The organism is Paenibacillus sp. FSL H7-0943 (assembly GCF_037963265.1).
Taxonomy (GTDB): Bacteria; Bacillota; Bacilli; order Paenibacillales; family Paenibacillaceae; genus Paenibacillus_AQ; species Paenibacillus_AQ odorifer.
This window is the reverse complement of the sequence record NZ_CP150148.1, coordinates 1559496-1573275: the sequence shown is the minus strand read 5'-3', so window position 1 is coordinate 1573275 and position 13780 is coordinate 1559496. Positions and strand designations below refer to the sequence as shown.

Genomic DNA, 13780 nt, shown 5'->3' with positions numbered 1-13780 from the left:
ATATTATGACCGCTATCCAAGCCGTTAACTGGAACCGTCCCGACGACGATTTCTCATTGATGTTCTGGAATCAGAACATTATGCAATTCTGGACGGACGATGAAATTCCATTATCCGATGATAAAATGTCCTGGCTCACGCTCAGTGAGCAAGAAAAGGACTCCTATATGAAGGTGCTGGGCGGTCTGACACTGCTGGATACGATTCAAGGCGGAGTCGGAATGCCACAGATTATGGAGCATGTCGAAGGCCTTCAACGTAAAGCCGTACTGGGCTTCATGGGTATGATGGAACAAATTCACGCCAAATCGTACAGCAGTATTTTCACCACTTTGTCCTCTACAGAGGAGATCGACAGTGTATTCCGCTGGGTAGAAGAGAACCCCTTCCTCCAGTTCAAAGCGGAGACCATCTCACAATATTACAAAAACATAGACTCACCAAAAGACCTGTACCTCGCCATGGCAGCCTCCGTGCTGCTCGAGAGCTACTTGTTCTACAGTGGTTTCTTCTATCCCCTATATCTGGCTGGGCAGGGCAAAATGACTTGCAGCGGTGAGATCATCGACCTTATTCTACGGGATGAGAGCATCCATGGGGTATATGTCGGCGTGCTGGCACAGGAGATCTTTGACGGGCTCCCAGAAGACGAGCAACGCGAACTTCACCATACGCTGGTAGAATTGCTTCGACTGCTGCATGAGAATGAAGAGCGTTATACCGAGCAGATCTATGCCCCTATCGGATTGGTGGACGAGGTTAAGACTTTTCTAAGATACAATGCCAATAAAGCGATGATGAATCTGGGCCATGATCCGCTATTTGACGAGGAAGAGATCAACCCGATTGTTCAGAACGGGATCAGCACCCACACCAAGCAGCATGACTTCTTCTCGAAGAAAGGCAACGGATATGTCCGGGCGCTTAATGTGGAGCCACTGAAGGATGAAGATTTTCAATTTTAAATATAGATAAAACAAAAAGTGCGGAGAAAGCTCTCCGCACTTTTTGCTAACTCTATTTATTAGATTATTGCAATTTTTTCAGTACTGTTCTAGCTTCTTCATAGGTATCGTAAGCATCAGCAAAATCTCTGCCAAAAATACGTTTCAATTGCATTTTCCAAATTGGGTTTTTAGTTACATAAGCCCATCCTGCTTGGCCAGCTGCTTTCGCCATCTCACCTGTTGGAGCCAACATTGCTGCAACTTCAGGGGAAAGTACACTTGCAGATTCAGTTACATCAGTTGTACCTGTAAATTTAGGACTAACAAGCTTCATGATATTCTCAAAATCCTTCAAGTATCCTGGAACATCCTCAGCAGAAAAATCGATAGATACTACATCGATGTGGTTTTCACTTTTGTTGTATTTAATTGTGTATGACATAATTGTATTCCTCCAAGTTTTAATAGTTATTTTTTAATAATAGAAAGTAATGTATGTAACTCCAACAGACAAAAAATTTCTGCCCAGGCTTTTCAGTAACTTCTACTTTTGGCAACTGGGTTTGGAACAAACTGCCTTGTTTAAATGATGCCATATCGTTACAATCAATAGTTAATGACATCTATTTCCTGTATCGTTTTATTGCAACATCCTTTCTAATATATTTTAACTCATACCTATTACCTATATTATTATCGACAAATTTCTTTTTTTATTTATATTAAAATACAAATTTCTACAAATTCCAACATATCCATGGTTATATTTGCCTTAATTTCATTCACAATTGTGTAATTCCGTTATCATTTAGAAACAACTAAAAAAGGCTCTGCGTGCGCCTTCCAACTCCAGTCCATTCATCCTACAGGATTTTCGAACAGGAATACGCCGCAAAGCCTTCGATACTAGATGCTTATATAAGTAAATTAATCCGTCTAATTACTTAGTTGCGGAGTAGCCCCCGTCAATCACATGTGCTGTACCTGTAATAAATGAAGCCTCATCACTTAGAAGGAAACATGCAAAAGCAGCTACTTCCTCAGGCGTACCATATCTGCCCAAAGCCGTTCCAGAAGCGATAAGAGATTGAAGCATCTCTACATCATCAGACAACAACTTTTCGTATCTGTTCATGGTTGGTGTAGGAATAGGACCAGGGCAAATAGCATTTACTCTGATATTACGGTGACCCACTTCTTTAGCAACCGATTTAGTCATGCCCACAATGGCGTGTTTACTTGCTGAATAAGCTGCATCATTTGCCATCCCAATAAAAATACCATGCAAGGAGGAACAGTTTAGAACGGAAGCACCGGATTTCATATGTGGTAATGCATAATGCAACATGTAGAATTGGCCATTAAGATTTGTCTGAATCACCTTTTGAAACAATATCGGATCATATTCTGTAACATCCGCATTATCTCCTGTAATTGCTGAGTTATTATAAAGGCAATCAATCTTTCCATAAGCTGCTAAGGTTTGATCTACGATATTTTTGCAGTCTGCTTCAACTGAAACGTCTGACCGCACAAACAGCGCTTCTCCACCTAAAGCTTTGATTTCTTCGACTGTGTTAGCGCCAGCATCTGATCGATTGGCAACTACTACAGTACCACCCTCTCTTGCTACTCTCAATGCTGTAGCTTTTCCGATTCCGGTACCAGCACCCGTAATAATAACTACTTTGTTTTCAAATCTGTTGCTACTCATTATGCGCACCACTTTCTTATGTCTTTTTCAGGAAGAGGATTTGAACCTCATAGACCCTAATGTCACCTGATACAATGTGGATTGGAACATTTTTGCAGAAAAATCGACAAAATTATCCTCTATATGACAACTTTATTGTATTTAATTGTATATAGCAATCAATATTTTAATCTACTTTTCCAACAATTGAGAATTTGGTTTTGATCGTCATAAAAAATACACCCCTTAGAATTTCATCAGATAAACCAGAAGTTTTATCCAATGTTATTCTAAGAGGTGTAATAAACCTCTACCTAACTCCACGAACTGGGACGTCGATTCGAACTTGACCTCCACTCGTCAGGGGAGAATTGCTAATATGCAGACTACCCTGATGCTGCCTGACAATGGTGTCGGCAATGTAAAGTCCCAATCCATAGTGACTTTTGGAGGTACGGCTACTGTCCCCTTGATAAAACTGCTTAACTGCTGATTGGAGTCCCTCACTTGTAAATCCTGATCCACTGTCTGTTACCGTTATACTCCACCGATCTTGTTTTGCCTCAACCTGCAAATAAATCACACTCTCATAGGGGGAATACTCTACCGCATTAGCGAGTACATTCATCATAGCCCGATGAAGTAGCTCATCGTCAATCAACACCTCAGGGGGCAGATTATTGTCCTGGTGAAATTCTATCTGAAGACGCTTAGGGACAACCAACGCATCTAACTGCATACGAATTTGCTGGATAAAGGCATCCGTTGCAACCCATTTAGAGCGGGGAGAAATTTGTTTTCTTGTATTAGAAATCTCAATGAGTGTTGCCATGTATTGTTCGATTTGATCTGCATTTTTGGAAATATACCCTATATATTCTTGCTGATTCTCTGCTAAATCTGAGTCTATCAGCAAATCTGCATTTCCTTGAATAATCGTAAGAGGAGTCTTAATGTCGTGGGCAAGCGCAGAAATCTGCTCTTTTTTCATTTGTTCCAGATTCCATTGCTGTTCTAGCGACTTTTTCAATTCCTCTCTCAGCTGTTCCAGGGATGATAGCACCTCATCAATTTCACTGACCCCAGAATACACGACAGTAAAATCCAAATTCTTAGCTTCAATGTGATGTGCAGCTTCCTGCAAGGAAGCCATTTTTTGACTCAGTCTTCGAGCGAAAAATCCAGAAATCAGAATAACTTCCAGTAACATCAGAACTACAAAAAACAGCAATAGCGTTAATTGCGGATTAGGCAGCGTGTTATGCAGAAAATTCGAGGTGAACTGCGGTACGATCGCATATTGCAGTACGATAACCTCATGCTCCCGCTCAATCACATCGCTGCAGTTTGTACCCATGAGATTGCAACTGCTTAGATTCTTCTGCAATATATCTAGAGCACGTTCTTTAGGAATATTTCCTGAAATATAGTTCTTTTGCTGATCCAATACCGCATATTCCGCTCCCCAAGGGATCATTTCTTCCGTAATTTGTGGCGCACGCTGCAAAACATCCCAAGACTTTGCAATGGATTGCTCGGTATGGTTTGCTGGAACAATCATTCCATACTGCATTAAGAGAGTAAATACCCCTAAACACAGAAGTGCCAATAATAGAGTACACGCACCTAATGATAATAAATATTGAATGAAGACTGTACGGAGCCGTATTCGTTTCACACCCATTTGTAACCTATCCCCCAAACGGTTTCAATCGGTGAAACCTCCCTCGCACTCAGCTTATTGCGGATATTTTTCACATGTTCTGTAATAGTTGAGCTATCGCTTTCTCTGTCATAGCCATAAACCGATTCATAAATTTGTTCTTTGGAAAAAACCTGACCTTTATTTCTAGCAAGAAATTCACATATCTGATATTCACTTTTAGTGAGATTTATTTTCTCTTTATCAACAAAAATCTCCTTTGCCGAGAGATTGAATTTCACTCCAGATGCGCTTAACATATGATTTTTCCCTCGATTTTCACGCCGCAAATGAGCGTTCACCCGAGCCTTCAACTCGCCTGCGCGAAAAGGCTTCACGATATAGTCATCTGCACCTACACTAAGTCCAAACATAATATCCGTTTCCATTGATTTAGCTGTAAGAAACAGAATCGGACAGTCTACGATATCCCTGATTTGAGTACAGAGCTCAAAACCATCGATATCTGGCATCATCACGTCCAACAGGATTAAATCAAATGTCGAGTACTCATTCAAAGGCATATGTCGTGCACTTGTTTTTATCGTAACCCTATGGTGATCTTTGCTAAGAATATTATTTACTAGCGCCAAAATATCAGGTTCATCATCTATTATTAAAATATTAGCCAGTGACCTCACTCCTATTTATTCATATGATTTCCTACCCTGAAAGTAATGAAACCATATCAAGCCTAACACTGCCATTACCATTGTACTAATAAGTATAGCAGGTACGGAATGAAGAAGTTGCAGCTTCAATACTTCCGTTTCAATGAGCCCGTTGGGTTGTGCATAAAATAAGGGAAGTTGAATTATCCGCATCGACCATGCCCACGGTATGTATAACCACACTTTATCGCCTACAATTGTTCCACCTACGATAGCTGCAATTAGCGTACCTGCACTACCCACCGTTAGAGAAAGTCCCATGCCTCCAGCATAACTTAAGATGAGATGAAAGATCATTAAGATTAGAGCAGTGCCTACTACCCAACAAGCTCCTTGCCAGAATATTAGATATTGTATCCGCTCTATATGCAAAATTTTTTTCATGCCCAGTATTAGAATTGATGTTGAACCGAATACGATCCATATCATCGCCAAGATTATGAACCCTAGTTTTCTTATATAACACTTCGGACGTGAAAGAGCACTTAATAGATTATAGAATCCCCCTGCCCCCTCCTCTAAACCACTCATTAAAGCAGAGAATAATCCTATCCCAACAGGCAACCCAAAGGCTAGTAATGAAAAATAACCATCATAGATGTGAAGCTGATCCGCACGCTGTGAAAAATACCAAAGTACCATCATCGGATATAGAACAGGAACAAGGAATATCAACCAACGAATTGCAGTGTGCTTAGTCATCAACCATTCAGCTTGTAATAGTCGGAGTATCACCATCTCTATCGCACCTCTCTTCTACTAAACCAGCAGCTAGTTAAGGTGAGGGTTACCAAAAAGAATACAAGCGACACCACAATTCCAGGTAAAATAACCGAAGAGTCTCTTAGAGCATCCTGTGCTGAAAGAGCCACACCATTGGGACGCACACCAACAATGGGACACATTAACCTTAAAGCCCAACTCCACGGAACATAAATCCATGAAGGTTGATCCGCTGCTAGTACACTCACAATCATCCCAAACAGACCTGCAAGAATAGATACTACCGCCCCAAATTGTTCGGCTAAGAATAGATAGATTGGAATCATCCCCAAAGAGGTCAACCAAACAACAATAGCGGCTGTTGTAATTTCAGATAAGGGTGCTGCACCCAAAGGAAACAAAAGACCAGATAGGTACATTACTGCAATTAGGAGCAGCGAAGACAGCAGCAAATAATATGACACCACAATTATTTTACTGAGCCAAAGTTTAGCGATACTAATTCCGTGACTGCTTAAGCTACGGTACCCTCCAGCCTTACGATCCTTGTTATTCGATAGTGTAGACAACAAAGCAGATCCTATGGTCATGAATAACAGCGGCCACCAATTAAATACCATTTCCATAAAATAGTGGTCTTCCGTTTGCAGGTTCTGTTGTGTGAAAAATGAAAATAGAAGAAAAAACAGTGGCACCACGACAATCAATTTTCTCGAAAATGTTCGTTTGAATTTAAGATTTTCGGATAACAGATAGTGGATCATCTTGTTACCTCCTGTCTGTTCCGAGTCACGACTTCCATGAACAATTTCTCCAAATCATCACCAGGATATATTGCATTCTGATACCCTAGAACACCATTACTAATGATCCCAATATGATCGGCAATTTGCTCCACCTCATGAAGAATATGACTCGATAAGATGACGGTAATCCCTTGTGCAGGAAATGAGCGTATAAGCTCACGTAATTCCTGAATCCCAATGGGATCAAGCCCATTTGTCGGTTCATCCAGAATCAAGAGTCTAGGTTGATTTAACAAGGCGATCGCAATCCCGAGACGTTGCTTCATGCCCATAGAGAATTGTCCCGCTCTTTTTTTGCCTGTTGTTGTTAAATCAACAATTTCAAGAACTTCCCGAATCCGAGAATCCGGTAAGTTTAATATTGTCGTATGTACCTTCAAATTTTGGGCAGCAGTCAAATTCCCGTAAAGTGGCGGGGACTCAATCAGCGCTCCAATGTGTAGTAAATCCTTACGTGTCCATGGATGACCGTCAAATAAAATTTGTCCTGACGTCGCTCGAAGAATCCCTGTTATCATTTTTAGGGTCGTCGATTTACCTGCGCCGTTTGGGCCTAGCATTCCATAAATCGAATTAGTTTTTACGGTTATGCTGATATCATTAACCGCACACTGCCCCCTAAAATTCTTGCATAAATTATTAGTTTGTAAAATATATTCTCCCATCCTATATCATCCTCTCATTTGCTATACGTTGATCATATATAGCAAATCTAAGGACTTTATAAGGTTTTACTGAGCTCAAATTATACGGGATTATAACGAGCATAAAAAAAAGCTCGGTTCAAATTTAACGTTGAACCGAGCCTGTTGAATTTTTATCATCATGCTCTGCGAATTGTAAATTCAAAATCCATATCTAAGGATGGATTGATTTGATATTCATCAAGAACTGGAGCTCCCCAGCTGTCATCCCCGCCTACGCCCATTTGACGTCCAGCAATGGTAACAACGGTATAGTGAACGTTCGGCAGCTCATAATGATGTGTCGCATTCTCCAGCTCCATTGCCGAGTAAGGCGAGATATTGGCTTCAACAGGGGCTGTAGCTGGTGCCGATATTATAATGCCTTGACCATAATCGTTCTTAATGGATACTTCGCGCACACCTGTGCGGTTGCCCGATTCCTGCGGCACCAAATAGGACGACACATTATCCACCGCATGATTCTGGAAGCGACACAATCTTGCTCCACACGCACGGTCGATATAATTTTCTTCCGGCCCATTTGCATACCAATTCAGCTGGTGATAATCCGCTGGCACCTTAAAGCTTAAAGCGAAGAGTGGAAGCTTTGGTAAACCCGCTGCTCCATGGTAGCTTGATTTCACCTGTATGCTTCCATCGGAGAACACTGTGTAAGTTACACGTACACGTACCTCCTCTAATACACTAAGCTTATACACGTAAGTCACGGTCGCACGATCTTTCTCCTCCACGAGCTCGAAGCTTAACGTTCTACGGGTCAAGCTTGCTGCATACCAAGGGGAAGAGTCGAAATGCATTCCTGCCCCCTTATCATTGTCTGTCATTGCTCTCCAGAAGAGTGGTGCCGGCGGTGAAGAGATCATTTCCTGTCCTGAATATTTAACAGAAATTAATGTACCCGCCTGCTTTGAGAACATTACGGAGAAGTCACGACCATGTACACCAATATTCACATCTCCTTCAACCACGCGAAAATCATTCACGACAGATGTTATTTTAGCATCTGTTAAAGACTCCTCGGCTGACGTATTGGCCACTTGAAAAACATGCTGGCCAAAAGCGATTTCATAACCGCTATTCGCCCATAATGAATCTTCCTTCAGGACAAGTGAAACATCCAAGCTATACTCGCCAGACTGATTCTTGATATCGGGTAGATCAACTTCTACATATTTTTCCTCGCCTGGATTAACCTGAGCGAATACAGTTCCACGCTGGATGACCCTACCCTCATAGTTCAGAGCGTATTGTAATTCATAAGCATCCAAGCCCACAAATAAGTTTTCATTTCTGATTGTAAAACCCTGACTGTCCGGGAGCAGCTTGACGTTCTGATACAGAAATTTCACTTCCTGCATTTTTGGCGACCATCTCCGATCCGCATACACAATTCCGTTACCGGAGAAGTTGTAATCGGTTGAACGGTCATCAAAGTCTCCTCCATAAGCCATGAAGGGCTTACCGTATCGATCATTTTTTATAATCACCTGATCCATATAATCCCAGATAAATCCACCCTGATACATTGGATACTTCTGTTCTAGCTCTGTGTATTTATGCAGTCCCCCGACGGAATTACCCATCGCATGCATGTATTCACAGCTAATATATGGCTTTAACGGATCTTCTGTTAAATATCTTTCAATATCTGCCGCTTTCGCATACATGCGGCTTTCCATATCGCTCGAATCATCATATTCACGGTTATGGAACACCCCTTCATAATGAACCAAACGAGTAGGATCCTTCTCTCGAAAATAATTGGCTACGTTCAAAATTACTTCTCCTGCAAAAGATTCGTTCCCACAGGACCAAATTAGAATGGAGGGATGGTTTTTGTCTCTCTCTACCATGGAAATCGCACGATCCATCACGATATCCTGCCATTCAGGCTTATTGCCGGGGATGTTCCAAGACGGCTCAATGGCCCCCATTTTCTGCCATGATCCATGCGACTCTAAATTCATCTCGTCAATGACATAGACTCCGTATTCATCACACAACTCATACCAGAGCGTCATATTCGGATAGTGCGATGTCCGCACAGCGTTGATGTTCGCCTGCTTTAAGGTTTTTATGTCCCATAGCATATCTTCTTTTGTAATGCTGCGTCCAAAGCGCGGATTAAACTCATGTCGGTTGACACCTTTAAATACAATACGTTTGCCGTTTAAGTGCATAATCTTATCTATCATTTCGAATTTCCGAAAACCAATTTTTTGCGGCACAACTTCTACAAGATCCCCGGATGCGTTGTAAACAGAGACGTAAAGGGTATACAGATTAGGAGCTTCTGCGCTCCACAGCTGCACCTTTGTTGCCGCAAGCGTAAGCGAAAGGGAATCTCCTGAAACTTCACTTTCCCCACTAGCTACAAGATTACCTGCTCTATCCTTTAGCTCAAGGAGCACTTTTGAGGCAGAATTACCTATCAATTGCATGACAGCCGTCAGCGTTCCTTGCTCAAACTTTTCATCCAAATCGGTTTGAACGTGGAGATCCCGCACATGAACATCCGGCACGGTGTATAGATACACCTCACGAAAGATTCCCGAAAAGCGCCAGAAGTCCTGATCCTCCAACCAACTCCCCGTGCTGCGCTGATAGACTTCGACCGCCAGCTTATTTTCACCTTCCGTCAAGTACGATGTTAAATCAAATTCACTCGGTGTAAAGCTATCTTCGCTATAGCCAACAAATTCCCCGTTTAGCCATATATAAAAAGCCGATTCAACTCCTTGAAAAGATATATACACCGGACGTTGCTCCCAGCCCGCAGGAACTTCAAAATATTTGACATAGCTGCCTACAGGATTGTGGTCCTCAGAGATCATCGGAGGTCTAAGATGCTCATGACCGTCCCATGGGTACATCGTATTCACGTACTGAGGCTGCCCATAACCCTGAAGTTGGATATGACCGGGAACTTTAATATCCTTCCAGCCTCTGCAAGACACGTTCTCCTTATAAAAATGAACCTGTCGTTCCATGGCATTTTGGGCATAGCTAAATTTCCAGCTGCCGTTCAGGCTGTGGCGCCAGGGCATTTCTCCAAGCGCTTCGGCTTCATTTTTCGTTTGGTAATATCGATGGTCAGAATGCGCGTGCACTCTGCCTATTGCATAAATGGAAGGGTCTGATAACCATTCCAGACTTGGAGTGAGGTTTCGTTCAACCTGCTGCTTCATCTATATTTCCTCCTCTATTCATAACATGATCGCTAACTTATTTAACCGAACCCGTCATCCCAGCTACAAATTGCTTTTGCATCATGAAGAACACTAGTGCTGTCGGCAAGGTTGTAATGACAATCGCAGACATGATCAGACCATAGTCAGGGGCATAACCTGAGCCTAGATTCGAGATAAGAAGAGGCACAGTCATATTTTCTGGTGATTGCAATACGATCAAAGGCCACAGATAATTGTTCCAGCTGTTTAAAAATGTGATAATCGCTGCGGCAGCGTAAGTTGATTTCATCGTTGGCATATAAATGCGGAAGAACAAACCAAATTCCGAAAGACCATCGATGCGCCCAGCCTCCATCATATCCTTAGGAAACATTTTTGTACTTTGACGAAAGAAGAAAATTAGAAATGCTGTTGTAAATGTCGGAAGAATGACCGCCGATGCTGTATCGATGCCCAGAAAAGGCACTACACTAGATACTTTTGCGAACATTTGAAATAGAGGTACCATGATCGCCGCAAATGGAATCATCATTGAAGCAAGTAAAATATTGAATACGATATCTTTACTCCGGCTGCGGTACATTTCAAAACCATATCCAGCCGCCGATGCGACTAGCAGTGAAAGCACAGTAGTCACCACAGAGATTTTTGCAGAGTTCCAGAGAGCCTGCCACATATCCACTGAACTAAATAGATTGTTTATATTTTCCACTAGATGTGCACCCGGCAGCAATGTCCCTTTGGTTACATCAACCGACTGGTTCGTGGCGCTTATAACCATCCAGATAAATGGAAAGATAGAGATCAGCGCAGCGATGATTAGAAATACGTAAGTAAACATGCGTTTGGTTTTCATTATCTCTTATCCCCTCCTACTTTGTTCTGAATAAGCGTCAGAATGAGCACCATTACAACAATCGAATAGGAGACAGTTGCAGCATATCCAAAGTTAGGTGTGTATTCAAAGGAAAGGTTATAAATATATTGGGAAATCGACATGGTTGCATTGCCGGGTCCACCTTTCGTGATGTTAACCACCTCGTCAAACAACTGAAGGGTACCAATGGTCGATGTGATCGTCGTGAACAAGATAATCGGCTTCAATAGGGGAATTGTAATTTTGAAAAATTGTGTAAATGCACTCGCACCATCTATATGAGCAGCCTCATATATTGATTTGTCGACATTTTGCAGTGAGGACAAATAGAAAATCATATTATAGCCAGTAAAGCGCCAAGTGATAGCGATAATGATAGTGACTTTGGCCCAGAAGGGGTCAGTAATCCATTGAATCGGTTCGCTGATTAGATGCAGATTCACCAGAAATTTATTGACGATACCTTCGGCTCCAAACATGTACTTGAAAACAACGGAGTAGGCTACAAGTGAAGTTACCGTTGGCAGAAATATGGCCGTTCTGAAAAACCCTTTAAATTTCAGTCTTTCGTCATTTAGCAGCACAGCGATAAAGAGCGCCAGCACCAGCATAACTGGGACCTGAATAATCAAATAAATAAAAGTGTTTTTGACGGCTGTAAGGAAAGTGGTGTCGCTAAACAGCCGAATATAATTATCAAGGCCGGTAAAATGAAGATTATTGCCTCTACCTGTCTTGAAGGATAGAATTAAAGCTTGAATCATTGGATAGAAATAGAAAATACTGATCATAATTACCGGCACAATAACGAATAACCAACCTGTCAGATGGATCTGCCGTTGACCCTTAGAGCTTTTATGTCTTTGAGAGCTTAGCCCTGGCTTTACATTTTCCACTCCACTTCACACCCTTCTGTCTGATTTATTAGAGATGAAAGCCCCTGCTACCCATCCTTCTGTAGAAATCCAATTTACAGGAGAAGTAGAAGCAAGGGCTTAGATTGTACAGCCTAAGTGTGATTAGCGAACTTGGGTATCTGCTTGCTTCTGGGCATCCTTCAGAACAGTATCTACATCTTTTCCACCAAGATAAGATTGCACTGCTACAACCATAATGTCCTCTATTGCGTAAGTGTTCATGCCGTAGTTGACGTTAGGAATTTGCTCGGTCCATGCCGCAAAATCTGATACAACCTTTTGACCTTTGAAAAATTCATCCGCTGCTGAATAAGCTTCTCCGCTTGCCGCAGCTTTTAAAGTGCCGATAACACCAACTTTTGTATTCAACGTCTGATACAAATCAGCATCAGAAGCAAATGTTTTTGCAAGGAACTCCGCAGCGGCTTCTTTACCATCTACATTCATTACATACCAGGAGCTGCCCCCAAGGTTAGATGCATGGACGGAGCCTGCTGTTGCTGCCAGCTTAGGAAGTGGAGCTACTGCCCACTTACCGGATTGGGAAGCTTCGGCTTTAATTGAAGGGGTAATCCAGTTACCCGTCGGCACGGTTGCCACTTCACCACTATTAAATGCGCCTACAAATTGGCTCCAGTCTGAGTTAACTTTCACGATGCCGGAATCCATCATTTCTTTGTACAATACAAGTGCCTCTTTCAAAGCAGCGTTGTCTGCAATGGTCGGAATCTGACCGTCTTCACCTGTATACCATGCACCCGCCGATTGAATCATGACCCGGATAAGTCCAAGATCATTGGGATCCAGTGTGATCATGCTTTTGCCGGTTTTTTCTTTTACAGCTTTACCGATCTCGATATATTGCTTCCAGTCGATATCCTGTAGTGCATCCAGGCTGTAGCCTGCTTGCTCAAGATAGTCTGTCCGTACATACATTCCAGTCACACCAGAATCAAACGGAACACCGTATTGCTTGCCGTCAACACTGGTCGGGCCAATCTTATAATCCGCAAAATCAGCGGCTTTTACAACATCAGTCAATTCATAAAAGGAATCCGGATACGCTTGTAAAAAGCTTTGCGCACGGTAATCCTCGATCAATACAATGTTAGGAAGACCCTTCGTAGATCCAGAGTTCAGCCCTGTGTTCAGCTTTTGCACGATATCAGCCTGCGCGTTCTCTACGACGTTTACCGTTATGTCTGGATTGACCTTCGCATAAGCTTCTTTGGCAACATTCATGGCTGCAATGTTAAACGCTGGGTCCCAAGCCCAAACTGTGATTTCTTGTGGCTTACTGCTACCTTCGCTTCCGGAGTTGCCCGTTTCGTTTTTCGTTCCACCTGAGGAACATGCCGAAAGTAGAACCACACTAGCCAGCATCACGGATAATAATTTTTTCACTTCGTAACCCCCTTGTTAATCTGTAAAATAATAAAGATGGAAGCGTTTTCTCTGCTACAATTCCATATTATCATTTTGTATTCGCTTTCTTTGGCAGTATCTTTGTTAGCTTTGGTGTTATTATTGGATTCTATTTTCCCTC

At 42.2% G+C, this 13780-nt stretch carries 12 protein-coding genes; 1 reads left to right on the top strand and 11 read right to left on the bottom strand.

What is annotated here, in order from left to right; all coding sequences use genetic code 11:
- Nucleotides 1-5: 5 nt before the first annotated feature.
- On the top strand, nt 6-965 hold the full coding sequence (gene nrdF / locus NSQ55_RS06935) for a class 1b ribonucleoside-diphosphate reductase subunit beta (protein WP_076099522.1): 960 nt from the start codon (nt 6-8) through the stop codon (nt 963-965).
- A 64-nt stretch (nt 966-1029) separates the two neighbouring features.
- Here the strand turns inward: nrdF and NSQ55_RS06930 are convergent, their stop codons facing one another.
- From NSQ55_RS06930 to NSQ55_RS06880, 11 genes are all read right to left on the bottom strand, one after another.
- The gene (locus NSQ55_RS06930; protein ID WP_036675871.1) at nt 1030-1389 is read right to left on the bottom strand and encodes a hypothetical protein; all 360 of its coding nucleotides are present in this window, start codon (nt 1387-1389) and stop codon (nt 1030-1032) included.
- 498 nt (nt 1390-1887) lie between these two features.
- Nucleotides 1888-2661: an SDR family NAD(P)-dependent oxidoreductase gene (locus NSQ55_RS06925; RefSeq protein WP_036675873.1), complete on the bottom strand. Its 774-nt coding sequence runs from the start codon at nt 2659-2661 to the stop codon at nt 1888-1890.
- A 289-nt stretch (nt 2662-2950) separates the two neighbouring features.
- Complete coding sequence (locus NSQ55_RS06920) at nt 2951-4213, bottom strand: HAMP domain-containing sensor histidine kinase (RefSeq protein WP_339172185.1); 1263 nt, start codon at nt 4211-4213, stop codon at nt 2951-2953.
- Nucleotides 4214-4314: 101 nt separating this feature from the next.
- Nucleotides 4315-4974 carry a response regulator transcription factor gene (locus tag NSQ55_RS06915; protein ID WP_339174424.1) on the bottom strand — a complete coding sequence of 220 codons (660 nt, stop codon included), beginning with the start codon at nt 4972-4974 and terminating at the stop codon, nt 4315-4317.
- Nucleotides 4975-4989: 15 nt separating this feature from the next.
- Nucleotides 4990-5751: a lantibiotic immunity ABC transporter MutG family permease subunit gene (locus tag NSQ55_RS06910; protein WP_339172184.1), complete on the bottom strand. Its 762-nt coding sequence runs from the start codon at nt 5749-5751 to the stop codon at nt 4990-4992.
- Between the two features lie 2 nt (nt 5752-5753).
- Nucleotides 5754-6500, bottom strand: coding sequence for a lantibiotic immunity ABC transporter MutE/EpiE family permease subunit (locus NSQ55_RS06905; RefSeq protein ID WP_248547802.1), 747 nt, complete (start codon nt 6498-6500; stop codon nt 5754-5756).
- On the bottom strand, nt 6497-7207 hold the full coding sequence (locus NSQ55_RS06900) for a lantibiotic protection ABC transporter ATP-binding protein (protein WP_076185383.1): 711 nt from the start codon (nt 7205-7207) through the stop codon (nt 6497-6499). Before NSQ55_RS06900 ends, NSQ55_RS06905 begins: the two co-directional genes overlap by 4 nt.
- A 158-nt stretch (nt 7208-7365) precedes the next feature.
- Complete coding sequence (locus NSQ55_RS06895) at nt 7366-10437, bottom strand: glycoside hydrolase family 2 TIM barrel-domain containing protein (protein WP_339172182.1); 3072 nt, start codon at nt 10435-10437, stop codon at nt 7366-7368.
- A 37-nt stretch (nt 10438-10474) separates the two neighbouring features.
- Nucleotides 10475-11296 (bottom strand): carbohydrate ABC transporter permease, encoded by an 822-nt coding sequence (locus NSQ55_RS06890; protein ID WP_036675882.1) that lies wholly within the window; start codon nt 11294-11296, stop codon nt 10475-10477.
- Nucleotides 11296-12108 carry a sugar ABC transporter permease gene (locus NSQ55_RS06885; RefSeq protein ID WP_232061505.1) on the bottom strand — a complete coding sequence of 271 codons (813 nt, stop codon included), beginning with the start codon at nt 12106-12108 and terminating at the stop codon, nt 11296-11298. The genes NSQ55_RS06890 and NSQ55_RS06885 overlap by 1 nt, the downstream gene beginning before the upstream one ends.
- A 228-nt stretch (nt 12109-12336) precedes the next feature.
- On the bottom strand, nt 12337-13638 hold the full coding sequence (locus tag NSQ55_RS06880; protein ID WP_339172179.1) for an ABC transporter substrate-binding protein: 1302 nt from the start codon (nt 13636-13638) through the stop codon (nt 12337-12339).
- Nucleotides 13639-13780: the final 142 nt, after the last annotated feature.

Bases quoted from the DNA above. Each gene is read 5' to 3' on its own strand.
- nrdF (WP_076099522.1), top strand. From the start codon at position 6: ATGACCGCTATCCAAGCCGTTAACTGGAACCGTCCCGACGACGATTTC.
- NSQ55_RS06930 (WP_036675871.1), bottom strand. From the start codon at position 1,389: ATGTCATACACAATTAAATACAACAAAAGTGAAAACCACATCGATGTA.
- NSQ55_RS06925 (WP_036675873.1), bottom strand. From the start codon at position 2,661: ATGAGTAGCAACAGATTTGAAAACAAAGTAGTTATTATTACGGGTGCT.
- NSQ55_RS06920 (WP_339172185.1), bottom strand. From the start codon at position 4,213: ATGCAGTATGGAATGATTGTTCCAGCAAACCATACCGAGCAATCCATT.
- NSQ55_RS06910 (WP_339172184.1), bottom strand. From the start codon at position 5,751: ATGGTGATACTCCGACTATTACAAGCTGAATGGTTGATGACTAAGCAC.
- NSQ55_RS06905 (WP_248547802.1), bottom strand. From the start codon at position 6,500: ATGATCCACTATCTGTTATCCGAAAATCTTAAATTCAAACGAACATTT.
- NSQ55_RS06900 (WP_076185383.1), bottom strand. From the start codon at position 7,207: ATGGGAGAATATATTTTACAAACTAATAATTTATGCAAGAATTTTAGG.
- NSQ55_RS06895 (WP_339172182.1), bottom strand. From the start codon at position 10,437: ATGAAGCAGCAGGTTGAACGAAACCTCACTCCAAGTCTGGAATGGTTA.
- NSQ55_RS06890 (WP_036675882.1), bottom strand. From the start codon at position 11,296: ATGAAAACCAAACGCATGTTTACTTACGTATTTCTAATCATCGCTGCG.
- NSQ55_RS06885 (WP_232061505.1), bottom strand. From the start codon at position 12,108: ATGATCAGTATTTTCTATTTCTATCCAATGATTCAAGCTTTAATTCTA.